The sequence below is a fragment of the Ruegeria sp. BF7 genome (genome assembly GCF_056538605.1).
In genome coordinates, this window is sequence record NZ_JBQFTM010000006.1 from 79,372 (window position 1) to 101,171 (window position 21,800).

Annotated in this window: 27 protein-coding genes; 15 read left to right on the forward strand and 12 right to left on the reverse strand. The window is 59.3% G+C overall.

Annotated elements, in window-relative coordinates; translation table 11 throughout:
- Positions 1–7 precede the first annotated feature (7 nt).
- On the forward strand, positions 8–514 hold the full coding sequence (locus ACR0IK_RS14130; protein WP_480641928.1) for a flagellar basal body-associated protein FliL: 507 nt from the start codon (positions 8–10) through the stop codon (positions 512–514).
- A gap of 27 nt (positions 515–541) precedes the next feature.
- Here ACR0IK_RS14130 and ACR0IK_RS14135 read toward each other — a convergent pair whose 3' ends face one another.
- The 7 genes from ACR0IK_RS14135 to ACR0IK_RS14165 all read right to left on the reverse strand — a co-directional run bounded on the left by ACR0IK_RS14135 (position 542) and on the right by ACR0IK_RS14165 (position 7,336).
- Entirely contained in the window at positions 542–925 is a 384-nt protein-coding gene (locus tag ACR0IK_RS14135; protein ID WP_480641929.1) for a hypothetical protein, read from the reverse strand.
- Positions 922–2,010 (reverse strand): flagellar type III secretion system protein FlhB, encoded by a 1,089-nt coding sequence (gene flhB / locus ACR0IK_RS14140; RefSeq protein WP_480641930.1) that lies wholly within the window; start codon positions 2,008–2,010, stop codon positions 922–924. Before flhB ends, ACR0IK_RS14135 begins: the two co-directional genes overlap by 4 nt.
- Positions 2,007–2,780: a flagellar biosynthetic protein FliR gene (locus ACR0IK_RS14145; RefSeq protein WP_480641931.1), complete on the reverse strand. Its 774-nt coding sequence runs from the start codon at positions 2,778–2,780 to the stop codon at positions 2,007–2,009. Before ACR0IK_RS14145 ends, flhB begins: the two co-directional genes overlap by 4 nt.
- Complete coding sequence (flhA, locus tag ACR0IK_RS14150; RefSeq protein ID WP_480642043.1) at positions 2,777–4,804, reverse strand: flagellar biosynthesis protein FlhA; 2,028 nt, start codon at positions 4,802–4,804, stop codon at positions 2,777–2,779. Before flhA ends, ACR0IK_RS14145 begins: the two co-directional genes overlap by 4 nt.
- A gap of 69 nt (positions 4,805–4,873) precedes the next feature.
- Positions 4,874–5,566 carry a lytic transglycosylase domain-containing protein gene (locus tag ACR0IK_RS14155; protein WP_480594435.1) on the reverse strand — a complete coding sequence of 231 codons (693 nt, stop codon included), beginning with the start codon at positions 5,564–5,566 and terminating at the stop codon, positions 4,874–4,876.
- 73 nt (positions 5,567–5,639) lie between these two features.
- Positions 5,640–6,068, reverse strand: coding sequence for an Lrp/AsnC family transcriptional regulator (locus tag ACR0IK_RS14160; protein WP_480594436.1), 429 nt, complete (start codon positions 6,066–6,068; stop codon positions 5,640–5,642).
- A gap of 35 nt (positions 6,069–6,103) precedes the next feature.
- Complete coding sequence (locus ACR0IK_RS14165; protein WP_480641932.1) at positions 6,104–7,336, reverse strand: MFS transporter; 1,233 nt, start codon at positions 7,334–7,336, stop codon at positions 6,104–6,106.
- A 198-nt stretch (positions 7,337–7,534) separates the two neighbouring features.
- On the opposite strand from ACR0IK_RS14165, the gene ACR0IK_RS14170 reads away from it, so the two are divergent.
- From ACR0IK_RS14170 to ACR0IK_RS14205, 8 genes are all read left to right on the forward strand, one after another.
- Entirely contained in the window at positions 7,535–8,149 is a 615-nt protein-coding gene (locus ACR0IK_RS14170) for a ribonuclease D (RefSeq protein ID WP_480594438.1), read from the forward strand.
- The gene (locus tag ACR0IK_RS14175; protein ID WP_480641933.1) at positions 8,146–9,108 is read left to right on the forward strand and encodes a KpsF/GutQ family sugar-phosphate isomerase; all 963 of its coding nucleotides are present in this window, start codon (positions 8,146–8,148) and stop codon (positions 9,106–9,108) included. The genes ACR0IK_RS14170 and ACR0IK_RS14175 overlap by 4 nt, the downstream gene beginning before the upstream one ends.
- Before the next feature lie 15 nt (positions 9,109–9,123).
- On the forward strand, positions 9,124–9,723 hold the full coding sequence (locus tag ACR0IK_RS14180) for an LPS export ABC transporter periplasmic protein LptC (RefSeq protein ID WP_480594440.1): 600 nt from the start codon (positions 9,124–9,126) through the stop codon (positions 9,721–9,723).
- Between the two features lie 3 nt (positions 9,724–9,726).
- A complete protein-coding gene (locus tag ACR0IK_RS14185) occupies positions 9,727–10,218 on the forward strand; it encodes an LptA/OstA family protein (protein WP_480594441.1) in 492 nt (163 codons plus the stop codon).
- Entirely contained in the window at positions 10,218–10,976 is a 759-nt protein-coding gene (lptB, locus tag ACR0IK_RS14190) for an LPS export ABC transporter ATP-binding protein (RefSeq protein ID WP_480594442.1), read from the forward strand. The genes ACR0IK_RS14185 and lptB overlap by 1 nt, the downstream gene beginning before the upstream one ends.
- A gap of 253 nt (positions 10,977–11,229) precedes the next feature.
- Positions 11,230–11,793, forward strand: a complete 564-nt coding sequence (gene hpf / locus ACR0IK_RS14195) for a ribosome hibernation-promoting factor, HPF/YfiA family (protein WP_480594443.1) — start codon at positions 11,230–11,232, stop codon at positions 11,791–11,793.
- Positions 11,794–11,855: 62 nt separating this feature from the next.
- Positions 11,856–12,320 (forward strand): PTS sugar transporter subunit IIA, encoded by a 465-nt coding sequence (locus tag ACR0IK_RS14200; protein WP_480594444.1) that lies wholly within the window; start codon positions 11,856–11,858, stop codon positions 12,318–12,320.
- 566 nt (positions 12,321–12,886) lie between these two features.
- Positions 12,887–13,162 carry a hypothetical protein gene (locus ACR0IK_RS14205; protein WP_480641934.1) on the forward strand — a complete coding sequence of 92 codons (276 nt, stop codon included), beginning with the start codon at positions 12,887–12,889 and terminating at the stop codon, positions 13,160–13,162.
- 492 nt (positions 13,163–13,654) lie between these two features.
- Here ACR0IK_RS14205 and ACR0IK_RS14210 read toward each other — a convergent pair whose 3' ends face one another.
- Entirely contained in the window at positions 13,655–13,936 is a 282-nt protein-coding gene (locus tag ACR0IK_RS14210; protein ID WP_480594447.1) for a hypothetical protein, read from the reverse strand.
- A gap of 676 nt (positions 13,937–14,612) precedes the next feature.
- Positions 14,613–15,128, reverse strand: a complete 516-nt coding sequence (gene dalA, locus ACR0IK_RS14215) for a divisome-associated lipoprotein DalA (RefSeq protein WP_480594448.1) — start codon at positions 15,126–15,128, stop codon at positions 14,613–14,615.
- A gap of 169 nt (positions 15,129–15,297) precedes the next feature.
- Between dalA and ACR0IK_RS14220 the strand changes: the two genes are divergently transcribed.
- The gene (locus ACR0IK_RS14220; RefSeq protein WP_480641935.1) at positions 15,298–15,897 is read left to right on the forward strand and encodes a L,D-transpeptidase; all 600 of its coding nucleotides are present in this window, start codon (positions 15,298–15,300) and stop codon (positions 15,895–15,897) included.
- A 140-nt stretch (positions 15,898–16,037) separates the two neighbouring features.
- Positions 16,038–16,220 (forward strand): hypothetical protein, encoded by a 183-nt coding sequence (locus ACR0IK_RS14225; RefSeq protein WP_010442520.1) that lies wholly within the window; start codon positions 16,038–16,040, stop codon positions 16,218–16,220.
- An 88-nt stretch (positions 16,221–16,308) separates the two neighbouring features.
- Here ACR0IK_RS14225 and hemH read toward each other — a convergent pair whose 3' ends face one another.
- Together hemH and ACR0IK_RS14235 are read right to left on the reverse strand one after the other, a co-directional pair.
- Positions 16,309–17,358 carry a ferrochelatase gene (hemH, locus tag ACR0IK_RS14230; RefSeq protein ID WP_480641936.1) on the reverse strand — a complete coding sequence of 350 codons (1,050 nt, stop codon included), beginning with the start codon at positions 17,356–17,358 and terminating at the stop codon, positions 16,309–16,311.
- Positions 17,359–17,415: 57 nt separating this feature from the next.
- Complete coding sequence (locus ACR0IK_RS14235; RefSeq protein WP_480641937.1) at positions 17,416–18,246, reverse strand: methyltransferase domain-containing protein; 831 nt, start codon at positions 18,244–18,246, stop codon at positions 17,416–17,418.
- A 16-nt stretch (positions 18,247–18,262) separates the two neighbouring features.
- Here ACR0IK_RS14235 and ACR0IK_RS14240 point away from each other — a divergent pair, with 16 nt between their 5' ends.
- From ACR0IK_RS14240 to ACR0IK_RS14255, 4 genes are read left to right on the forward strand one after another with little or no spacing between them, the layout of a single operon-like run.
- Positions 18,263–18,991 carry a double zinc ribbon domain-containing protein gene (locus ACR0IK_RS14240; protein WP_480641938.1) on the forward strand — a complete coding sequence of 243 codons (729 nt, stop codon included), beginning with the start codon at positions 18,263–18,265 and terminating at the stop codon, positions 18,989–18,991.
- A gap of 37 nt (positions 18,992–19,028) precedes the next feature.
- The gene (gene grxC, locus ACR0IK_RS14245; protein WP_170327797.1) at positions 19,029–19,286 is read left to right on the forward strand and encodes a glutaredoxin 3; all 258 of its coding nucleotides are present in this window, start codon (positions 19,029–19,031) and stop codon (positions 19,284–19,286) included.
- Positions 19,286–20,116 carry a carbon-nitrogen hydrolase family protein gene (locus ACR0IK_RS14250; RefSeq protein ID WP_480641939.1) on the forward strand — a complete coding sequence of 277 codons (831 nt, stop codon included), beginning with the start codon at positions 19,286–19,288 and terminating at the stop codon, positions 20,114–20,116. The genes grxC and ACR0IK_RS14250 overlap by 1 nt, the downstream gene beginning before the upstream one ends.
- Positions 20,117–20,130: 14 nt before the next feature.
- A complete protein-coding gene (locus ACR0IK_RS14255; protein WP_475212401.1) occupies positions 20,131–20,571 on the forward strand; it encodes a MarR family winged helix-turn-helix transcriptional regulator in 441 nt (146 codons plus the stop codon).
- Between the two features lie 446 nt (positions 20,572–21,017).
- Here ACR0IK_RS14255 and ubiG read toward each other — a convergent pair whose 3' ends face one another.
- On the reverse strand, positions 21,018–21,764 hold the full coding sequence (gene ubiG / locus ACR0IK_RS14260) for a bifunctional 2-polyprenyl-6-hydroxyphenol methylase/3-demethylubiquinol 3-O-methyltransferase UbiG (RefSeq protein WP_480641940.1): 747 nt from the start codon (positions 21,762–21,764) through the stop codon (positions 21,018–21,020).
- Between the last annotated feature and the right edge of the window lie 36 nt (positions 21,765–21,800).

Sequence of the window (21,800 nt, forward strand, 5' to 3'; positions counted from 1 at the left end):
GAGCAATGTGATGAAGAAATTATTGCCCGCCGTTTTTCTGCTGCTCGGTCTTGGAGCCGGTATCGGTGCTGGCGTCATGTTGTCACCTTCGGAAACGAAAGAGATCGCAACGCAGGAAAAGGCGGAAAAACCCAAGGAGAAATCCCCCGAAGCCAAGGATAAAAAGGCGAAAAAAGCCGACGAACCGAGCGACTATGAGTACCTCAAGCTGACCAAGCAGTTTGTAGTTCCGGTTGTTGACTCCGAGCGTATCGAGGCGCTGGTCACCATGTCGCTGAGCCTCGAGATCACCCCCGGCATGACCGAGGCTTTCTACGCGGTCGAGCCAAAGCTGCGCGACGGGTTTCTGCAGGTCATGTTCGACCACGCAAACATGGGCGGTTTCGACGGCGCTTTCACAGAATCCGATAACCTGAAAGTGCTGCGCAAAGCACTGCTTGAGACGGCGCGCCGGGATCTGGGGGATGACGTCTCTCAGGTTCTGATCATGAGTGTCAGTCGTCAGGACGTCTGATCCGGACAGCCCCGTGCCCGGAGACCACTAGACCGACAGTTTCTTGTTCCGCGCGCATTTGCGAGCTTCTTTCCGGGCCGCTGAAAGGTTCGCCACAGCCTGCTGGCGGCCAAATGCCGTGCGCAACGCTGCCATCGCCGCCAGTTTTTGTGCCCGCAGCCGGGCGAGATCCATGTTCAGCTGGCGGCGTGTGGCCGATTCCCATCCATTCCACAGAACGTCCGTGCCGGTGACGCGGTATCCTTCGGCCAAGGCGCTGACCTCGCGGGATTGCTGCACCTGATCATCCAGCCGCGCCAGTTGCTGTTGCACCCTTGCCTCGGCTTCGATCAGCGGGCGCAGGGCGTTGTACTCCTTCTGGAACGCAGCGCCGGTGACTTTTTCAAGGTCTGAAAACTCATCCTGTCTCATCTGATCTGTCCCTTTGCCCGTTTGCGCATCGCCTCGGCAAACCGGATTGCGGCGGCCACGGGGCGATAGTGTTCTTCGGCGATTTCCTGTCCGATCTCGACGGCTGCATGAAGCGCGCGCGCAGTGGGCGGATCGGAGTGAAGGGGAACTCCGGACTCGGCGGCCCGTGAACGGATCGCGGCGGCCACTTCGTCTACGCCCTTGGCAACGCAGACCGGCGCCGAGGCCGCCGTTCGAGCCCATTTCAACGCCACCGCAAAATGAGTCGGGTTGACGATCACCACATCCGCCGATGGCACATCCGACATCATCTGGTTCGTCGCGATTTCCTGCGCCCGCTGACGGCGTTGCTGTTTCATATGCGGGTCGCCTTCGGCATCTTTGGTTTCGTCCTGAATCTCTTTGCGCGACATCCGGTTTTTGCGCATGTGTTCGGCGTATTGCCACAGGTAGTCCACCACCCCGATCGCCAGAGCCACGGTGATGACAATGAACAAAAAGCGAAACAGCAGGTTCATCATCAGCATCACCGAGGATCGTGCGGGGGCCACGCTGGCCGACAGGATCTCGCTCAGATTCGCGCGCAGGAATAGGGCTAGGCAGGTGCCGTAGATCGCCAGTTTTAAAAAACTCTTGGCAAACTCGAACAGGCCCCCGCGTCCAAACTTGTTTTTGGCGTTGGACAGGATCGAGATGCGGGACAGCTTCGGTTTCAGTTTGCTGGACGCAAAGACCAACGCGCGCTGGGCGATCAGGTTCAGCAAAACGGCACTGGCCGGCAAGGCAAACAGGACCGACACGGACAACAAGGCGGTTTTCAGCATCCCGCCAACAGGACTGGCCGACGGGCCGTCGGTCACCAATGGGGCAAGTGTATCAGCCTGATCGATCAGGACGACAAACAGGGTACCCATGTGCTGCACGCCAAACTGACCAGCTGCAAACAATGCGATGAGAAATCCGGTGTAGGCAGCCACAACGGACAGGTCGTTGGACTTGGCAACTTCGCCCTTTTCCCGGGCTTTCTGAAGCTTTTGCGGTGTCGGGTCATAGGATTTGTCACTGTCGTCATCTGATCCGCTCATCTTGCGCCCTCAAGCGGGTTCACCATGTAGGTGAACAGGGCGTCGGACCACACAGACAGGATCAGAGGGGTGCCCGCGAATAGCAGGAACAGCCCCGCAAAGGTGATGGCGGGGGCACCGACAAAGGCCACCATCAGCTGCGGCATCGCTCGGTTGATGACGCCCAGCGCCAGGTTGTAGATCAATGAGGCCATGACAAACGGCATGGCCAGCTCAAAGGCCATGCCGAAACTGCGCGCGATCTGCTGCACGCCCCATTGCGACAGGTCAGGCGCCATCGGGGCCGTACCCGTCGGAAATAGGGTGTAGCTGTGGATCAGAAACTCAGCGACGCGTATGTGCAGGCCCAAAAGCACCGCCAGGGTCAAGCCCGACAAGGTCAGCAGGTATCCCATCGCAGGGACCGGGTCGGCTGCGGCCCCGCCCAGAATTTGAGACAGCGAAGTCGCCTGCGCCGCGATCGACCCGGCCGTTTGCAGGGCCAGTACGAACATGCGCAGGCCCAGGCCCAATACCACGCCGATCAGAGCCTCAACCACAATCATCCGCTCCATTGGAAACAGGTCGGTTGCCGTGCCCGCAACCTGCACTGCAGGCGCCACGATCAGCGTAAACGCCACTGCGATCCCAAGTTTGACGCGGGTCGGGATGCTGCGTTCTCCGAAAGCCGGCAGCAATGAGACCATGGCGGAGACACGCAGGAAAATGGCAAACAGGTGCCACAGACCCTCGCCCAACTGGGGCAGAAGCTCTGGCGGCAGCGCGATCACGCGGGCACCGTTCCGACCAGCGCGGGGCGTGCCTCGAGCCCGATTTCCTCGAAGGACAGGACCGGGTTGGCGATACCGCGCGCGTGCATGATGGTGCGCAGCAGCCTGCGCCGCCGGGTCGAGGTAACGACGGCCGGAAACACCCCGTGATCGGCAGACTGCGCGACACTGTCGACCACGCCATCGGCCAGCTTGTTAAACAGATTCGGCGGCAATGCGACGTCCAGACCGGCATTCGGCGCGTCGATCTGATAGGTGGCGAAGGTGTCTTCCCATTCCGGCGCCAGCTGGATCAGGGGGATCGAGCCATCTTCGCGTTTTATCTCGGCCACCAACTGGAACCCCAGCCTTTGCCTGACCAACTCGCAGATACCTTCGGGCTGGGTTGTGGTCAGGCGCGCCTCGGCCACGCTTTCCAGGATCAGGGCCATATTGCGGATTGAAACGCGCTCGTCCAGCAACAGCCGCAGAACTGCGTGCAAAGTGTCGATCGGTACCTTGTCGGGGATCAGCTCGTCCAGCAATTTGCGGTTGGCCTCGGCGCGAACCGTATCGCTGAGCCGCGTCATCTCGGACAACAGGCGGCGCAGGGATTTCAAGGTCAGCAGGCGCGAGAAGTTCTGTTTGATGATCTCCAGCAGGTGGGTCGCCAGAATCTCGGGCGGAGAGACAATAGTTGCCCCGCTCATCGCTGCAGCCTCCTGATCCTTGGGTAGGATCCAGCGGGCCGGGGCACCATATACCGGCTCGGTCACGTCATTGCCTTCGGGCTGCATATCGCGATCTTCCTGCACAAGTGCCAGCACCAGATCAGGGTTCAACACGCCACGCGCCTGCTCGACCCCCTGCACCTTGACCACATAGGTGCCCATAGGCAGATCCGCGCGGTCGGTCAGGCGGATATCGGGCAGGATCAGGCCAAAGCTTGAGGCGACATAAGTCCGCATATTGGCGATCCGCGCGTCCAGCCCGGTGCCGGGGTTCAGGACCATGCCGACCAGATCAGGGGCAAACTCCAGATGCACGTCGTCCAGATCCAGAATGTCGCCGATGGCCTGCGAGACCGACGTTTCATCCCGCGGCGCGGGGTCCATCGCAGCCTCTTCCCCGGCCTTTTGTTTGCGGTGCACGTTGAAGGCGGCGTAGCCCAGCACGCCCGCGCCCAGAATGAACGGCAGAAAGGGCAGGCCGGGCACCAGAGCAAACAGCACCATCAGGATCGCAACCGTTCCCAGCGCCGCCGGGTGTTTTCCCAACTGCGAGAAAATCGCGTTGTCGGTAGCCCCTTGGGTGCCGCCGCGCGCCAGCAGCAGGGCGGAAGCGATGGAAATGATCACTGCCGGGATTTGCGACACCAGCCCATCGCCAACGGTCAGGATGGCATAGGTCTCGAATGCCGAAGAGATCGGCATCCCGTGCACGATCACGCCCATGATCAGACCCATGACAAGGTTCAGCAGGGTGATTAGAAGCCCGGCCACCGCATCGCCCTTGACGAATTTCGATGCGCCATCGAGCGAACCGAAAAAGGTCGTCTCCTGCTGTTCGCGCTCGCGCCGTTCCTTGGCTTGCTGGTGGTCGATGGCGCCTGCCGACATGTCGCTGTCGATGGCCAGCTGTTTGCCGGGCATACCGTCCAAGGCGAACCGCGCGCCAACCTCGGCCATGCGGGCGGCCCCTTTGGTGATGACCATGAAGTTCACGATCAGCAGCACGCCGAACACCACGAGCCCCAGAAAGATACTGCCGCTCATGACGAAATCGGCAAACCCTTCAATCACGTCCCCGGCAGCGTTGGGTCCGGTGTGACCCTGACCGATGATTAGTTTGGTCGAGGATACGTTCAGCGACAGCCGCAGCATCAGCGAGGCCAGCAGGATCGTCGGGAAAGACGAAAAATCCAGCGGCCGTTCGATGAATAGCGTCAGGGTAAAAATCAGGATCGCCAGCGCGAAGGACGCCGCCAGCCCCACATCCAGCACCCAGGCGGGCATTGGCAGGATCATCATCACGATGACCGTCATCAGCGCCAGCGCGAGCAGAACGGTAGGGGAGAACAGGGAACGGGCGTCGATCTTTGGCACGCGGGTCTCCTAGTTGAACGAAATAAATGCGGTAGCGGTGCCGGAGGGTGGGACCAGCGACCCCAAAACGCTGCCGGATTGCGGCAGGTTGACCGGGAACAGTGGGGTCGCGTCGGTGGTGAACGAGTCACGTGCCACCCTTTCCGGGGTGACGGGCAGGGTCTGGTCCAGTTGCGCCAGAACGGTCAGGTAACGATCGGAATAGGCGTTGGCCAGCGACGGTGTGCGCGAATGATAGGCTCCGACAGCGGCGGGCCATGAGCCCAGTTCGGCATAAAGGTCTTTCAGGAATCGGGCTGCGTAGGTGGCGTTTACATCCGGGTCGAACATGGCGTCGATCGACCGGAACTCTTTGCCATGCCAGCGGTAATTAATCTGAAAGCAGCCGATGTCAAAGCTGCGCTTGCCTGCTTTGAAGATGCTGAAAACGTAGGACTTGGCCTCAAATTCTGAGGTGAACCAATACCCCTGCCCTTCGACATTGATGGTCCAGGGCCAGGGTTCCAGACGCTCGTCCCGCAGGCGCCCGGTTTCCACCCGTGCAATTGCGCGCAGAACGTTCAGCGGAACGCCTTCAGACTGCGCGGCCCGTCGCGCGGCTGAGTCGCAAACCCCAGCCACGCGGGCATCGGGCATGGCAAAACCCTGTTGCGTCACGCAGAGCGCAAGAAAACTCAGGCCAAAGATCAAACGATGGGGCATTCTGCCGGTCCGGGATTCTGATCAGTCCCGGCCAAGCTAGCCCCGCTTCTGTTTACAGAGAGTTATCAGCCACCTATTTTCGGTCGATCCGGCGACCGAAGACAACGCTGGTATTGGTACGCAGAACGCCGGGTATCTTGGCCAGGTCATCGACCAGGATGTCCAGATCCTCGATCCTTGGGGCCTCGGCCGATAGCAGGAGGTCGAACTCGCCATTGATCGACAGGCAAAGCTTGACCTCGGGATAGGCCTCGAGCCTTTTGATGATGCGCGTTGTCTCCTTTTGCTGCACTTCCAGCAGCACGACAACCTGAACGCGGGGGGCATCCTCGGAGCTGTTCAGGATCACCGAGTATCCGGCAATCACACCGCTTTCTTCCATCCGGCGAATACGCTCATGCACGGTGGTCCGGGCCACGCCCAGTTTCGCGGCGACTTTCGAGGTCGTTTCGCGGGCGTTGTGTTGCAATGCGGCGATGATGCGGCGGTCTAGCTGATCCATGATCCCCAAGGTGTAATGCACAGGAGCCGGGAGGCTCAAGGCGTGTCAGCGCGTTCTTTTGACATAGCTTTCCGGCCAGGGCGCGGCCAGATCAGGGTAACAGCCACAAGTCCCGGCGATGCGATCAGAGCCACGCAGACAAGTGTGATAGCGGCACTGAATGTCGTCATCATCCAGCCCGCGAACGGATACAGCACCAACCAACAGGCGTGGGACAGCGTGAACTGGGCGGCGAACACTGCCGGTCTGTCCTCGGAGCTGGCGGAGCGGGTCAGAAGACGGCCCGAAGGGGTCAGCGTTGCGGAATAACCGAAACCGACGCAGGCCCAAAGCACCGTCAGTACGGACAGCGAGACCTCGGTGAAGGCAAAAAAAACCGCAGCTATTCCCGTGGCGAAGGTCCCGAATGTGGCTCCGGTCAGCATGATGCTGCGGTCTTCGTAGGTGTTCAGCGCCTTGGGCAGGACGAACGCGGCCAGCATCGAGCCGCCGCCAAACCCGGCCAGCGCAATGGCCACCGCGCTTTCGGACAAGCCCAAATCGGCGCGGACGAGTACCACGGTGTTGACGATGATCATCGCGCTGAGCGCTGCCGCTGTCCATGTCAGGGCCAGCAACCCGCGCAGACGGGGCGTGTTCAGATAAAGGCGTATGCCATGTGTTGTGCGGTCATAGATTCCCCGGCGTTGCGTTGGTTTGGGGGAAGGCAGGGCGACCGAAACCACAAGAAGGGCCGAGGCGATGAATCCCATACCGGTTCCCCAGAACAGGCTGTCAAAGCTGACGACCAGCAGCAGCGCGGCGGCCATCGCCGGGCTCAGAAGGCTTTCCAGATCATAGGCAAGCCGCGACAGGGACAGGGCCTTGGTATAATCCTGTTCATCGGTCAGCACGTCCGGAATGGTGGCCTGAAAGGCAGGGGTGAATCCGGCCGATGCTGATTGCAGAAGGAAGATCAGCACATAGACCTGCCAGATCTCGGTCACAAAGGGCAAACAGATCGCAACCAGCGCGCGTATCAGATCCAGCGCCACCAGCAACCGGCGGCGATCCAGCCGTTCGGCAAAGGCCGCCGCGATGGGGGCGATGGTCACATAGGCGACCATCTTGATCGTCAATGCCGTGCCCAGAACCATACCCGCCGTGTCTCCGGCCAGATCATAAGCCAGCAGGCCCAGCGCCACCGTCGCCAGTCCGGTGCCGGTGAGAGCAACCAGTTGGGCCGCCAGCAGGTGACGATACGTTTGATTTCGCAGAACACTCAGCATCAGCCGGTTGGACCTTTTGATAGTTTGGGCCCGCCCCGGAGCCCCATGTGACCCGAAGTGTTGCGCCCGAATCCATTTTCCCGTCAATACCTTCGGGGTCAAGAAATCCGCGCAACTTGGCCGCATTCTATTGATAGCGTTGAGTTCGGGGATCAAACCTCCTATCTCGGGAGCAATACCGGACAAAGGAAGACCCGCGTGGCAAACCATCTCTATAAAAACGACCTGCCAGACGGGTTGGACCTGGGCCCTGTTGTGGCTATTGATTGCGAAACCATGGGGCTGAACCCGCATCGCGACCGCCTGTGCGTGATCCAGATGTCAGGCGGCGACGGCAACAGCCATATCGTGCAGGTGGAAAAGGGTCAGGCGCAGGCGCCGAATCTGTGCGCCATGCTGGAAAACCCCGATGTGCTGAAGCTGTTCCATTTCGGCCGGTTTGACATTGCCGCAATGTACCACACCTTTGGCGCATTGGCCGCGCCGGTTTATTGCACCAAGATCGCCAGCCGTCTGGTACGCACCTATACCGACCGCCACGGTCTTAAAAACCTGTGCCAAGAGCTGATCGGGGTCGATATATCGAAGCAGCAGCAGATGAGCGACTGGGGCGCCGAGACCCTGACCGACGCACAGCTGGACTATGCTGCTTCGGACGTACTGTACCTGCACCAATTGCGCGAGGCGCTGGATGGGCGTCTGGCCCGCGAAGGTCGCACTGAAATGGCGCAGGCGTGTTTTGACTTCCTGCCGACACGTGCGAAACTCGACCTCGCAGGCTGGCCCGAAACGGATATTTTTGCGCACTCATGACCGATATCGAAGCATTCCTGAGAACCGCCCGGCAGGTCGTCACCGACGAGGCCCGTGCGCTGGACGTTCTGGCAGACAGTCTGGACGAGCACTTTGCCGAGGCCGTGCAACTGATCCTGCAGGCCCCGGGACGGATTATCATCAGTGGCATCGGCAAGTCTGGCCATATCGGCCACAAGATTGCCGCGACCCTGGCCAGCACCGGCACACCTGCCTATTTCGTGCACCCGGCCGAGGCCAGCCATGGCGATCTGGGGATGGTGTCGAAAGGCGATGTGGTTCTGGCGATATCGAATTCGGGCGAGGCACCGGAACTGGTGAACCTTCTGGCCTTTACCCGCCGTTTCGGTATCCCGCTGATCGGGTTGTCCAGCAAGCCGGAAAGCACCCTAATGAAACAGGCCGATGTGCATCTGCTGATCCCGTCGCTGGGTGAAGCCTGCGGGTTTGGCATGGTGCCCTCGATTTCGACCACGCTGACACTGGCAATGGGCGACGCGCTTGCGATTGCCCTTATGAAGTATCGCGATTTCAAACCCGAGGATTTCCGCGCCTTCCATCCCGGCGGCAAACTGGGGGCGCAGCTTTCCACCGTGCGAGACCTGATGCACGCCGATCTGCCCGTGGTATCCGCCGGCACCCCCATGAGCGAGGCGCTGCTGGTCATGAGTCAGAAGAGCTTTGGCGTCGTCGGTGTGACTGATGAGGCGGGCCGCCTGATGGGGATCGTCACCGATGGCGACTTGCGCCGGAACATGGAAGGGTTGTTGAACAAGACCACCGACGAGGTCATGACCCGCAACCCGCTGACCATCGCGCCCAACGCCATGGCGGAAGAGGCTGTGGCGATCATGAACGACCGCAAGATCACGTCGCTGTTCGTGGTCGACCCCGAAACGCAGGGCCCGGCGCAGGGGCTGCTGCATATACATGACTGCCTGCGAGTCGGTCTGGGCTAGGTGGAGGGTCGCACGGTGGACGGACATTCACGCATGGTTCAGTTCTTCAAGGTGGTGCTGCCTTTGGTAGCCATCCTGATGCTGTCCACTGTTTTCCTTCTGTCGCGCAGTATCGAAACCAATGTCAGTGTCCCGTTTACTCAGCAGGACATTGATGAACGGTTAGCCGATCAGGTGGTGACGCAGCCGAATTATCGCGGCACCACCCGCAAGGGCGAAGAGGTTCAGATCGAGGCGATCCGGGCAACGCAGGGAAGGGAAGGCTCAATTCCGACCGCAGCCGAGTTCCGTGGTCGCATGAACCTGTCCAGTGGCGGCGTTATTACGCTGGATTCCAACTCGGGCATGATCCGGCCCGACAAGAACACGGCCACTTTTGTCGGTGATGTCGTCATCACTTCGACCGACGGCACGGAAATCACGACCGACCTGCTGAACACTTCACTGGACGAAATCCGGGGTGACGCGCCAGGGCAGGTCAACGGAACCGGGATTATCGGTAATTTCACTGCGGGAAGCATGACTTTTGGTACCGAAAAAACCGACGGACCAGTGCATATTCTTTTTACAGATGGCGTGAAGCTGGTATACGAGCCTGAAAAAGCAGAAAGATAACCGGTGTTCGATTTACGATTTGCCCCACTTTGCCTCTTATTGACGCTTGGCGCCTTTTCAGCGGCGGCGCAGGAGACGCAGGTTGCGTTTGGCGCGACCCAGGCCGATCCGAGCCTGCCGGTTGAGGTGACTTCGGAAAAGCTGAATGTCAATCAAGAGGATGGATCGGCCGAGTTTCTGGGCAATGTGATCGTCATTCAGGGCGAAATGCGCCTGACTGCTGAACGGGTGCTGGTGATCTACAATCAGGATCGCTCGGGCATCGAGCGGATGGAAGCGACCGAGGATGTGGTTCTGGTCAGCCCGCCCGACGCGGCCGAGGGCGACTGGGCGGAATACACCATCGATTCCGGTGTAATCGTGATGAAGGGCAACGTGCTTTTGAACCAAGGCCCCAGCACCATTAGCGGTGATCAGATGAATGCCGACCTGACCGCAGGTACCGCGACGATGACCGGCAACGTCAAAACCATCCTGCAACAGGGCAACAACTGATGGCGCGCCCCGAACTGACCGTTGCCGAGGGCAATTCCGGTCTCAGGATCGAAAGGCTGCGGAAATCCTACCGCAAGAAAACGGTGATCCGGGATGTGTCGATGACGCTGGGCCGGTCCGAAGTTGTGGCGCTGCTGGGTCCGAACGGGTCGGGCAAGACGACCACATTCTACTCGGTCGCCGGGCTTGTCTTCCCCGAGGCTGGAACGGTCACGATCGACGGACAGGTGGTGACAACATTGCCGATGTATCGCCGTGCGCGTTTGGGTATCGGCTATCTGCCGCAGGAGATGTCGATCTTTCGCGGCATGAGTGTCGAGGACAACATCGCCGCCGTTCTGGACATTACGGTGCGTCACGCCCATCGCCGCAAGGAACGGCTGGAAGAGCTGTTGTCGGATTTTTCGATTGAACACCTGCGTCGGGCGCCAGCCCTGGCCCTGTCGGGGGGTGAGCGCCGCCGCGTCGAGATTGCCCGCTGTCTGGCTGCAGATCCGAAATATCTACTTTTGGATGAACCTTTTGCGGGTGTTGATCCGATCAGCGTCGGCGATATCCGCCACCTTGTCGCGGATCTGAAAAAGCGGGGCATCGGCGTCCTGATCACCGACCATAACGTGCGGGAAACGCTGGATATTGTGGACCGGGCCTATATCCTGCATGACGGGCAGGTGTTGATGTCCGGAACTCCGGACGAAGTGGTCGAAAACGAGAACGTCCGCCGTGTCTATCTGGGCGAAAATTTCCGGATTTCATAAGCTTGCGCAGGAATGCGCCGAATGCATGACGGAAATCACGTATATACACGTCTGTTTTGATTGACTCTTCCGCCGTCTCTTGCCTCAATTGGGTCATGGCATTTCTTCGGTTCCCGTCTGGATCAGGATGCCCCTTCATCGAAGGGGAAACGGTGCGGCTACCGCAGGAAATGTCTCTACCCCCCACCCGATAAAAAACAAGCGCGTCGCGTTACGTGACGTCAGAATGGGTGTGAATTGTGAAGGAGATCACATGCGTTACCAAATCAGCGGAAAACAGATCGACATCGGCGAAGCACTTCAGACCCATGTGCAGACCGAACTGGGCGAGGTCGTGGGCAAATATGCCCAGCGTCCGACCGATGCCAATGTCGTCTTTTCCCGTTCTGCGCATGAATATGTATGCGAAACCACCGTACATCTTTCCACTGGCCTGACGGCGCAGGCCAAGGCCCACGCAACCGAAATCTACGCAGCGTTTGAGGGCTGCTGCGACAAGATGGAAACCCAATTGCGCCGCTACAAACGCCGTCTCAAGGATCACCACAAGGATCGGTCCGAGCCGGTTGAACTCTTTGGCGCTTCCTCATATATCCTCGCCTCTGACGAGTCGGAGTCTGCAGCGGAACCGGATTCTCTGCAGCCGATGATCGTGGCTGAGATGGAAACCAAGATCCCATCGCTGAGTGTTGGTGAAGCCGTTATGCAGATGGAACTGGCCGGCGCCCCGGTGCTGGTGTTCCGGAATGAAAACAAGGACGGATTGAATGTCGTGTACCGCCGGGATGACGGCAACATCGGCTGGATCGATCCGTAACAGGCAAGAATAGCAAAGGCACGCCCCTGCGACCTGCGGGGGCCTCGCCATGGAGCGTAATCATGGAGCTTTCGAGCATACTGAAGCCCGAAGCAGTGCGTGTATTGTCCGCCGCATCCAGCAAGAAACGGCTGTTTCAGGAAATTGCCGATGTGGCCGAGGCGACATTGGGTCTTGGGGCCCAGATCGTTGTTGACGGTCTACTGGAGCGGGAAAGCCTGGGGCCCACCGGTGTGGGCCATGGCGTGGCGCTGCCGCACGCCCGAATGGCCGAGCTTGAGGCTGTTGCCGGCGTCTTCGTAATGCTGGAAAAACCAATCGATTTTGGCTCGGTCGACCGTCAACCGGTTGATATCGCCTTTGCGCTGTTCGCGCCGGAAGAAGCCGGGGTGGATCACCTGAAGGCGCTGGCGCTGGTGTCACGAACCCTGCGCGACACCTCGGTATGCACGAAATTGCGGGCCAATCCTGATCCGGTCAAACTGTATGCCATTCTGACCGAAGCGCAGTCCATGCAAGCGGCCTAAGTCTCTGTGGGCAAGAAATAGGCCCTTGGTTCTCCGTGACGCATTTCGTGCGGTGGGAATTTGACAAGGTGCTCCGTATCGAAGGGGCGTAGGCTGCCAGCCTTAGGGAAAGATACTTACCGGAGGAGTCGGGTAAGACTTTCGCTCACTTGATCATCGACAGAATAGCAACCCGCAGAAACCTGTCGGGCGCTGTTGTTCGCGATGTCGGCTGTGCGCAACGACGCTGCCCTTCGCTGCACCACGCACAAAGGCCTGCTTCATCCCGTATGCTTTTGTTACAGGTCGAATATGGATCGGCCATGAAACAAACTCATATGTCAGTATCGGCTTGTTCAGCCTTGCCAAGTTTTTTGTGTGGAACATTCGGCGTAGATGCCAACGCCCACTTCAACTAGAAGATCACTTCCACGAACGGCGCAGCGCTGGTTAGCCTCCGCGAGGTGGTTCTTCGACGGTTCAGCCGCCCCGGCCGATGACAAGGAACCAGTCGAAGACCAGTACAGTGGCAAGCGGCGGGAGCTGACTTGCCCAGATTGTTCGATTCAGCGCATCCTGACAGTATTATGTCTCAAGGGTCTGACAACGTTGAACGGCATCTCGAGCGTATCCGAACGCTGACACAGGCAGCGCGTGGTATCTGGTTCAAATATCTCAGTGTCCTCACCTTGGTCGGCATTTCGCTTCTTGGCCTCGACGACGCCGATTTCTTTGCGCTTGACCGAAACGTCGATCTACCGATTGTCGGTGTCGCTTTGCCCGTGATCCCCTTTCTGTTCTTTGGTTCGGCGCTGGTCACGATGACTTATGCCTACATGCACATTACGCCGGAGCAGTTGTAGGCAGCGCTGGGTCAGGTGCGGACGCAGATCGACGGTGAGCCACTGACGACCCGCGTGCCGCCTTGGTTGGTGGTCGGCGCGGCGCTTTTAGTGCGTCGACGGCTTCGCCGCGAGGAGCTTTCGCCCGCAGGGGTGGGAATGCTGGGCAGGGTGGGAATGGTGGCGGCCTGCCTTACATTTACTGTGTCGCTGGTGCGGACGCAGTGGGATCCGTTCGATCCTAAAGTTACCCGGTATCCCGATGACCCGACGGCCATACAGCGGGTCGGGAATTGGTTTCGACCTGCTGTGGCCGATTTGTCGGGTGTCCGGCTGACGACAATGAGGACGGCCTGGCGACGTCACGACAAGGCGCTCAGAAAATTCCGGCGGGACTGGTGCGCTGACGTGCCCGATCCCGGTTGCCTTGGGCAAGGCTTGGAGAATGAAGAGCTGAACGGAGCCTTCGACGCCGCACGTGCGCAGGAGATTGCGGTAATGACGAAGCCCGAGCTAAGCGGACGGCATATGGATCATGCCAACTTTGTCACCGCGTTCCTGCCCGGACTGATAATTCGAGATTTGGAACGCCGCAGCGGTTTCCCTGAGGGCAGTCTCCATAAGGTCGATGATAAACGCCTCGGTCACCTTCTGCGCGTCCGTTGCTGGGTCGAAGCGCCCGGCAAACATGCCGTTGTTTTTGAGCTGCTCCCGCGCCTCGCGGTATTCCCTCACTTTGCCGAACTTCTCCGGCTTACCCCAGACATCAGATTGTGCGTTGGTCGGACCAGTCATGCGGATCGATCTGGTAAGCAAATACGCGGGAGACACGGCGGTGATTCCTGTCGGCGCCGGCGAGTTTGCAGGCACCCGGCCCATGCATTTCAACGAGATTAAAATGTTCCGGCGTCAGGTCCGGTCACCTTTTGTCGTATCTGGACTTGTGTGTGCCACGATCGGTTGGCGGCTGTCCGATGTTCGAACGGTTCGGGCTTCCCGCACGAGTTGATGCGTTGTTGTCCCGCGCTCGGTTAGAGCTGCGAAGGCTTGATGTTGAATGTTGCCAAGCCTGCCATCAAAATCTCGGATATCCGCGGTTCTGCCTTGAGCCGTTTTCCGACCAAAAACCAGAAGAGCCATATAGGTTGAAGTCTATACGGACATTTGCCCGCGATCTCCGCCCTGTTCGAAGGTAAAGCTCGTGATCAAAGGATATTGGTTGTATTCCTGAGAACAGAAAAAGAAATGTCTGAGATTTTGGGTTTTCTTCGTTCAAGCGGGTAGGTCTCAAATCCGAGAAAAAAATTTCTCGGATGTCCGGTATCTGTCTCCGCCTTTGACTACCGCGATTTTTGGAACAAAAGAAAATTCCTGCCGCGCGTCGAGCGACAGGGTTGTGTCTTCCAGACTCCCACCGCAGGGACTGCGTCAGGTTCTCCGGGGGTTTTTGTGTTTTCGGATGGTGCTGCGGTTACCCGCCCGCGCCCATTTCCAGTGTCCACCAGATTTTACCGCCACCCTCCTGATGCCAGGCAAAGCCCATCTGCGAAGCCTTGGGGTCCATGATCACCGAACGCGGGCCGGGTTCCTGCATCCAGGCGGCCAGAGTTTCGGTCTCGGTTTCATAGGTTTCGGAAATCGCTTCGCCGAGGAAAGTGCCGTAATAGCCGACGCGCTGAGCCCGATCGATCGGCGATGAGCCATCCGACCCAAAGTGCCAGGGGCGGTTCTGGCGCGCCATGTCCTTGGCATGCGTGGCCGCAGCGGCGTTTAGTTGCGAATTCAGCTGCACCGCCTGCAACCCCTGTGCCTGGCGCAGCGCGTTGACCGAATCAAGCATGCGGAACTGCAGCTTTTCGGGGTTGCCCCGAATTTTGTAGACCGTCGGCAGCGGCCGCCCGTCAGATCCATATGTCGGAGTGCTGCCGGGGGTACATGCGGACAGCGCGACAAAGCAGGCAATTAGTAAAGAAAGGATACGCGTCATGATCGACCTGATGATTGGTTTAAACTAGGGCATAGCGCGACAGACCGCCTTGGGCAAACGCGCAATAGCCCAGTTCCGCATGATTCTGCCGGTTTGATTTGCGACTGAAGCATTCTGGCCATAAAATAAGCCTGAAATTCAGACTGGCCTTAGAAAAGGACCGCCCGCCATGGTCAAAAAAATCAATTTCGCGCCTTCCCGCCGGGAATTTCTGGCCGGAGCGTCAGCTCTGCTGGCCTCGCCTGCGGTTGCCCAGTACATTCCCGGCGACCCGCTGCGCCCTGCACCCGAACCGGAACCAGATGTGCGCCGCAATATCTCGGGGTTCCGTGCCTTGGACTGGCAGCCCTATTTTTCGAACACAAACAACGGGGCCATTCTGGTCGATACCGTATCGCGCGCCCTGCACTATTGGTCCGATGATCAGCGGGTGTACAAATTATATCCATCTTCGGTGCCTTTGACCGAAGAGCTGACCCGCCGTGGCCGTACCAGTGTGGTTCGCAAGGTCGAAGGGCCCAGCTGGTCACCGACGCCGTCGATGAAAAAGCGCAACCCGGAATGGCCGGACTATATCCCGCCGGGACCGGATAACCCGTTGGGAACACACGCTTTGTATCTGGGTTGGAAATACTATCGCATCCATGGCACCCACGATACGCGCAAAATCGGGCGCCGCTCGTCAAACGGCTGCATCGGCCTTTTCAATGAGGATATCGCGGAATTGTTCTCGATGGCGCAGGTCGGCACGCAAGTGTTGCTTATTTGACGACATTTTCGCGCACGAACCCGCTTGCGGCGCAAGTTGCAATTGCATTCCAGTTGGATAGCTGATTAGAAAAAACCTACGAGGTAAGTCTTGGATGTGCGGTTTCGCTATTTGGAACCGTGCAAATTCTGGAGGTTAATATGAAGAAACTCGTTCTCGCCGCTGCACTGACCGCTGCTGCTTCGACCGCTTATGCCGGTAACCTGGAAGAGCCGGTTGTTGAAGCGCCGGTTGTTGTTGAGGAGACTCAAGGTTCGTCGCAGGGCATCATCCTGCCGCTGATCCTGCTGGTCGTAGTTGCCGCAGCTGTTGCAGCAAGCTAATTCGACAGAACTATCTAGAGAAAAGGCGGTGGAGCAATCCACCGCCTTTTTTCATGCCAGTTTGATTGGGTCTGATTGAAGGGGCCGATCAGTCCAGCCAGCCTTTCAGATTGTCTTCGATCACCTTGCCCAAAGCCGTGATGTGCGAATCATCGTCATTGAGGCAAGGGATATAAGTGAAACTCTCGCCGCCTGCTTCCTCGAAGCTTTCCTTGATCTCTTCGTTGATCTCTTCCAGCGTTTCGATGCAATCGGCAGAAAACGCCGGGGCGATCACCGCGATGTTCTTTTTACCCTGCTTTGCCAGCTCGGCCACGTGGTCAACCGTATAGGGCTTTAGCCATTCCTCGGGGCCGAATCGGGACTGGAAGGTTGAGACAAGCTGATTGTCCGACCAGCCTAGCCGCTCTTTCAGTAACCGCGAGGTTTTAGCGCATTGGCAGTGATAAGGGTCACCCTGCTGCAGATAGCGCTCCGGCATTCCGTGGTACGAGACGACCAGAATGTCCGGCTTTGTCTCCATCGCCGCAAAGGTCTTTTCCACCGATCCGGCCAAAGCGTCGATATAAGCCGGCTCATCAAAATAGGCCGGCACGGTGCGGGTGGCCGGTTGCCAGGCTTCCTCCATCAGTGCGCGGAAGAACTGGTCGTTGGCGGTGGCCGTCGTCGCGCCCGCGTATTGCGGATAAAGCGGGAAGAACAGGATACGGTCGCAACCTGCGGCCACCATCTTTCGTACTTTGGACTTGGTCGAGGGGTTACCGTAACGCATGCAGAAATCGACCATGACCTTGTCGCCATAACGGGCCTGCATCGCATCGCGCAGCTTGGCGGTCTGATCCTTGGTGATCGTCATCAGCGGGCTTTCGCCCTTGTCGTGGTTCCAGATCGACTTGTAAGCCTCGCCCGAGCTGAAGGGGCGCTTGGTCAGGATGATACCCTGAAGGATCGGCTGCCACTTCCATTTCGGATAGTCGATGACGCGCTGATCCGACAGAAACTCGTTCAGATAGCGACGCATCGGCCAATAGCTGTAATCGTCCGGCGTGCCCAGATTGGCCAGCAGAATGCCGACGCGGCCCATCTTGACCTTGGGGTGGTCTTCGGGGGCATGGGATGGGCGAGTGGCGTCAAACATGTCGAGCTTCCTGAGATTTCTCTGTGCCAAGCTGAGATAACCGGAAAAACCCGGTCGTCAATCGGGCAGTTTGCCTTCTTTTGCACCCAGAGCATCGGCAAGACGTGCTTTGGCCGATCCCGGGCGTAGGGGTTTCTGTTGGCTTTCGTCGGGTGACCAGCCGGTCAGGCAGATCAGCTCGAACGTGGCGGCCAGACGGCCCTGAGGGGTGGTGAAGTGGTCGGCATAGATCTGCTGCGCCCGGGCAAAGACCTGCCGTCTTGTGGGGTGTCTTACGCGGCCAGACAGGCTGTTGGTCTCTCCCATCGCCCGAAGATCGCGCATCAGGTGGGTCAGGTCGCGGTATTCCGCCGTCAGACGCGCGGTGTCGGCCACCGGCAGCGCAAGGCCTGCTCGTTGCAGCAAACTGCCCAGATCGCGCAGTTCTGCCATCGGTGCGATGCGCGGGCTGAGACCTCCGGTGACTTCGATCTCGGCCTGCCCAAGGGCGGCGCGCAGTTCGTGCAGGGTTTCACCACCCAGGCAGACCACCAGCAGCAGCCCGTCAGGTCGCAAGGCGCGGTGGCACTGGATCAACTGGCCCACTGGGTCATTCGCCCAATGCAGCGCCATAGCGTGAATCACCAGATCATGTGCCCCAGGGGTGAGGGCCAGAACTTCGTCATCCGCGATGATCTGTGCCCCAGGCAGCACATCCTGCCAAATCTGCGCAAACGGCGTCACCACTGCGGGTGCCGTAAAGGTTTTGTTAACCATGGCGAGCCGATCCTGCATCTCGTCCACGGCAGCATGGTGCAGAAACAACGCGTCATCCAGCGCGCGGGCGCGGTGCCGGGTCAGGGCCGGGCGGTCGAACAGAGAGGGTGCGTTGGAGTCAGGCAGCTTCATAAGGCGCAATTACCGCATGTGGCAGCGGATTCAAACCGCTGTTCAGCTGATCTATCCGCCGCGCTGTCTGGGATGCGGCGAGTTGACCGAAGCGGATTTCGGCCTGTGTAGCCAATGCTGGCGCGACACACCATTTATCGGCGGGGTGGTGTGCGAAAGCTGCGGCGTGCCGCTGCCGGGCGAGGCGGACGGTCACCGAATCGAATGTGACGACTGCATGAAAACGCCACGTCCGTGGCAGGATGGGCGTGCGGCGCTATTGTACGACGGCAAGGCGCGGTCCTTGATTCTGGCACTGAAACACGGGGACAGGCCGGAACTGGCGAAGCCGGCGGCCCGCTGGATGGCGCAGGCCGGGCGGAGTTTGTTTCGCGAAGACATGCTGATCGCACCGGTGCCCCTGCATTGGTCGCGGCTGTTGAAACGGCGCTATAACCAGTCGGCCCTGCTGGCGCAGAATTTGGGGCATCAGACAGGGTTGGATGTCTGCCCGGACTTGCTGGTGCGACGGGTGCGGACTCCGGTGTTGGATGGCAAAAACGCTGCCGAACGGGCTAAAACGCTGTCGGACGCCATTGTGGCGCACCCCAAACGGGGTCAACGGATACAGGGGCGGGATGTGCTGCTGGTGGATGACGTCATGACCTCGGGCGCAACGCTGGCCGCCTGCGCGCGCGTTTGTCTTGCCGCCGGGGCAAATCATATTTTCGTGTTGGCTCTGGCGCGCGTTGCCAAGGATGCCTAATTCGCTCAGGATTGTGCGAAACCCGAAGGGACGGAATATGAAGCCGGTTGAACTCTACACCTCGCCGCTATGCGGTTATTGCCACGCGGCCAAGCGGTTGCTGAAACAGAAAGGCGTCGAATTCAAAGAGATCGACGTCTTGCTGCACCCCAAACGCAAGCCCGAGATGATTCAGCGCGCGGGCGGCAAACGGACCGTGCCGCAGATCTTCATTGGGACCGAGCATGTGGGCGGCTGCGATGATCTGTATGAGCTGGAGCGTCAGGGCAAGCTGGATCGTCTGCTGGCGGCCTGATGAAAACCGCGCTGCTGCAACTCACCTCGTCGGATGATCCGGCCGAAAACCTGGCAACCGTCCGCGCCATGATGGTCGAAGCCGCCGGGCAGGGTGCGCGGTTCATCCTGACGCCCGAGGTGACGAACTGCGTATCCACCAGCACGACACGTCAGCGTGAGGTTTTGCAGCATGAAGAAGATGACCTGACGCTGGCGGGCCTGCGGGAACAGGCCGCTGCGCTGGGCGTCTGGTTGCTGATTGGCTCATTGGGGATCAAGACCCACGATTCTGAAGGGCGTTTCGCCAACCGCTCTTTCATGATCGGCCCACAGGGACAGATCGTGGCGCGGTACGACAAGATTCACATGTTCGACGTGCAGGTCTCAGATTCCGAGACTTTCCGCGAATCCAAAAACTATCGTCCCGGGAACAGGGCAGTGATGGCTCAGACCGATTTCGGCGCGGTCGGAATGACGATCTGTTATGATATCCGGTTTCCGCAGCTCTATTCGGCTTTGGCGCAGGCGGGGGCGCGTATTCTGACGGTCCCGTCGGCGTTTTCGCCGGTCACCGGTGCGGCCCATTGGCAATCGCTGCTGCGGGCGCGGGCGATTGAAAACGGCTGTTGGGTACTGGCCCCGGCGCAGACCGGCGCGCACCCGAAGACGCGCGGCAGAACCCGCCACACCTACGGGCACAGCATGGTGGTGGCCCCGTGGGGAGAGGTCGTCATCGACGCAGGAACCGATCCGGGCATTCACTTTTTCGATTTGGATGATAGTTCTGTGGCAGAGGCGCGCCGTCGCGTGCCCTCGCTGACTCACATGCGGCCTTTCGACGGGCCCTGATCCAGAACCGAGACATGACTGACGAACACAATGCCCTTGCGGTCGCGCTGTTCAGCGAGATCCTGACCGCCGACCAGCTATTGCGGAACCGGCTCAGCCGGGTGCTGCCCAAGGGCATGGAAATCTCGCATTTCTCGGTGCTGAACCATTTGGTGTTTGTCGGCGACGAGCGGACCCCGGCGCAACTGGCCAGCACCTTCCACGTCACACGCGGAGCGATGACTAACACCTTGGCCAAGCTGGAATGGGCCGGATACATCCACATCCGCCCCGACTGGGACGACGCCCGCCGCAAGATGGTCGCGATCAGCCCCGCCGGTCGCCGGGCGCGCGATCAGGCGATTTCGTCGATCGCGCCGCTAATCAACCGTGTCGTCGGAGAGCTGGGGCTGGAGCGGGTCCGCAGCACACTGCCCGTGCTGCGGGATTTGCGGTTGCAGTTGGAGGGGGAGTAGGGGCTAGACGCTCAGTCTTGGCGCCTATCGAAATCTCCACGGGCACGAGACAATACTCTAGTCCCCAACTTTATAGCGGCTCCGAATAGGGCGCCCCTCAATCCCCAGAAGGTTATAGATTCCGAGTGATTTCCACAGGGACTCGTTCGCTAAAAAAATCACCATCGTCAAAGGTTTGAGCAACATGACGAAAAAGGGAGTTAGAGCGAAAATCACTACGAGTGTTGGAAAACCAGCAAGTTCTTTCATAGCGGCGGTAAAGGAACCAATTACAACAAATGCGAAGACAACGCAGGCCAAGCCCAAAATGCTCCCGAAAAACGGGTTTCGGTCATAGAACGGGAGAAACCACTTCTTGGTCCATCTATTTATCAATTGGGTGTACCAGCTAAACTTGAGTTCTGATTGCACATAGGATGGTTGTTAGCGCAATTCGGTCGCTTAGGTCACTCTGGCTTCACGCTCGCCGTCACATAATTCACGCTCAGATCGCGATCCGAGATCGACCAGCTCCACAGGATTGGGTTGAACACGAACCCCTTGCGGTCCACCGGCTCCATCCCGGCCTGACGCAGCAGGCCGAACAATTCGTCGGGGGTGATGAACTTGTTCCATTCGTGCGTGCCGCGCGGCAGCCAGCGCATGACGACCTCGGCCCCGAAAATCGCCATCGCATAGGATTTCGGGTTGCGGTTGATGGTTGAACAGATCAGCAAGCCGCCCGGTTTCAGCAATTGCTGCGACGCAGTCAGAAAACCCGCCGGGTCGGCCACATGCTCGACCACTTCCATGTTCAGCACCACATCGAATTGCTCACCCGCCGCGGCCATGTCCTCGGCGGTGGTGTGGCGATAGTCGATCACAAGCCCCGATTGCTCGGCATGGATGCGGGCGACAGGCAGGTTGCCCTCGGCGGCGTCGGCGCCGACGACCGTGGCGCCAAGACGCGCCATCGGTTCGCTCAGCAGCCCGCCGCCACAGCCGATATCCAGCAGGCGCAGGCCCTCGAAGGGGCGCGGGGCCTTCAGATCACGGTCAAATTCGCCCGCGATCTGTTGTGTGATATAGTCCAAGCGGCACGGATTCAGCATGTGCAGAGGCTTGAATTTCCCATGAGGGTCCCACCACTCCGCCGCCATCGCTTCGAATTTTGCGATCTCGGATGGGTCCACCGTGTTCGGATGCGCTTGCATTCCTGTCTCCGTATGCTCTTTTACGTTTAAGGACTA

What these genes read in the sequence shown, in the direction of transcription:
- flhB (WP_480641930.1), bottom strand. Translation starts at nt 2,010, where the DNA reads ATGAGCGGATCAGATGACGACAGTGACAAATCCTATGACCCGACACCG.
- ACR0IK_RS14160 (WP_480594436.1), bottom strand. Translation starts at nt 6,068, where the DNA reads ATGGATCAGCTAGACCGCCGCATCATCGCCGCATTGCAACACAACGCC.
- ACR0IK_RS14165 (WP_480641932.1), bottom strand. Translation starts at nt 7,336, where the DNA reads ATGCTGAGTGTTCTGCGAAATCAAACGTATCGTCACCTGCTGGCGGCC.
- ACR0IK_RS14135 (WP_480641929.1), bottom strand. Translation starts at nt 925, where the DNA reads ATGAGACAGGATGAGTTTTCAGACCTTGAAAAAGTCACCGGCGCTGCG.
- lptB (WP_480594442.1), top strand. Translation starts at nt 10,218, where the DNA reads ATGGCGCGCCCCGAACTGACCGTTGCCGAGGGCAATTCCGGTCTCAGG.
- ACR0IK_RS14155 (WP_480594435.1), bottom strand. Translation starts at nt 5,566, where the DNA reads ATGCCCCATCGTTTGATCTTTGGCCTGAGTTTTCTTGCGCTCTGCGTG.
- ACR0IK_RS14250 (WP_480641939.1), top strand. Translation starts at nt 19,286, where the DNA reads ATGAAAACCGCGCTGCTGCAACTCACCTCGTCGGATGATCCGGCCGAA.
- ACR0IK_RS14210 (WP_480594447.1), bottom strand. Translation starts at nt 13,936, where the DNA reads ATGACTGGTCCGACCAACGCACAATCTGATGTCTGGGGTAAGCCGGAG.
- hpf (WP_480594443.1), top strand. Translation starts at nt 11,230, where the DNA reads ATGCGTTACCAAATCAGCGGAAAACAGATCGACATCGGCGAAGCACTT.
- ACR0IK_RS14255 (WP_475212401.1), top strand. Translation starts at nt 20,131, where the DNA reads ATGACTGACGAACACAATGCCCTTGCGGTCGCGCTGTTCAGCGAGATC.
- ACR0IK_RS14220 (WP_480641935.1), top strand. Translation starts at nt 15,298, where the DNA reads ATGGTCAAAAAAATCAATTTCGCGCCTTCCCGCCGGGAATTTCTGGCC.
- flhA (WP_480642043.1), bottom strand. Translation starts at nt 4,804, where the DNA reads ATGACGGTCATCGTGATGATGATCCTGCCAATGCCCGCCTGGGTGCTG.
- ACR0IK_RS14175 (WP_480641933.1), top strand. Translation starts at nt 8,146, where the DNA reads ATGACCGATATCGAAGCATTCCTGAGAACCGCCCGGCAGGTCGTCACC.
- ACR0IK_RS14225 (WP_010442520.1), top strand. Translation starts at nt 16,038, where the DNA reads ATGAAGAAACTCGTTCTCGCCGCTGCACTGACCGCTGCTGCTTCGACC.
- dalA (WP_480594448.1), bottom strand. Translation starts at nt 15,128, where the DNA reads ATGACGCGTATCCTTTCTTTACTAATTGCCTGCTTTGTCGCGCTGTCC.
- grxC (WP_170327797.1), top strand. Translation starts at nt 19,029, where the DNA reads ATGAAGCCGGTTGAACTCTACACCTCGCCGCTATGCGGTTATTGCCAC.
- ACR0IK_RS14240 (WP_480641938.1), top strand. Translation starts at nt 18,263, where the DNA reads ATGTGGCAGCGGATTCAAACCGCTGTTCAGCTGATCTATCCGCCGCGC.
- ubiG (WP_480641940.1), bottom strand. Translation starts at nt 21,764, where the DNA reads ATGCAAGCGCATCCGAACACGGTGGACCCATCCGAGATCGCAAAATTC.
- ACR0IK_RS14235 (WP_480641937.1), bottom strand. Translation starts at nt 18,246, where the DNA reads ATGAAGCTGCCTGACTCCAACGCACCCTCTCTGTTCGACCGCCCGGCC.
- ACR0IK_RS14200 (WP_480594444.1), top strand. Translation starts at nt 11,856, where the DNA reads ATGGAGCTTTCGAGCATACTGAAGCCCGAAGCAGTGCGTGTATTGTCC.
- ACR0IK_RS14205 (WP_480641934.1), top strand. Translation starts at nt 12,887, where the DNA reads ATGTCTCAAGGGTCTGACAACGTTGAACGGCATCTCGAGCGTATCCGA.
- hemH (WP_480641936.1), bottom strand. Translation starts at nt 17,358, where the DNA reads ATGTTTGACGCCACTCGCCCATCCCATGCCCCCGAAGACCACCCCAAG.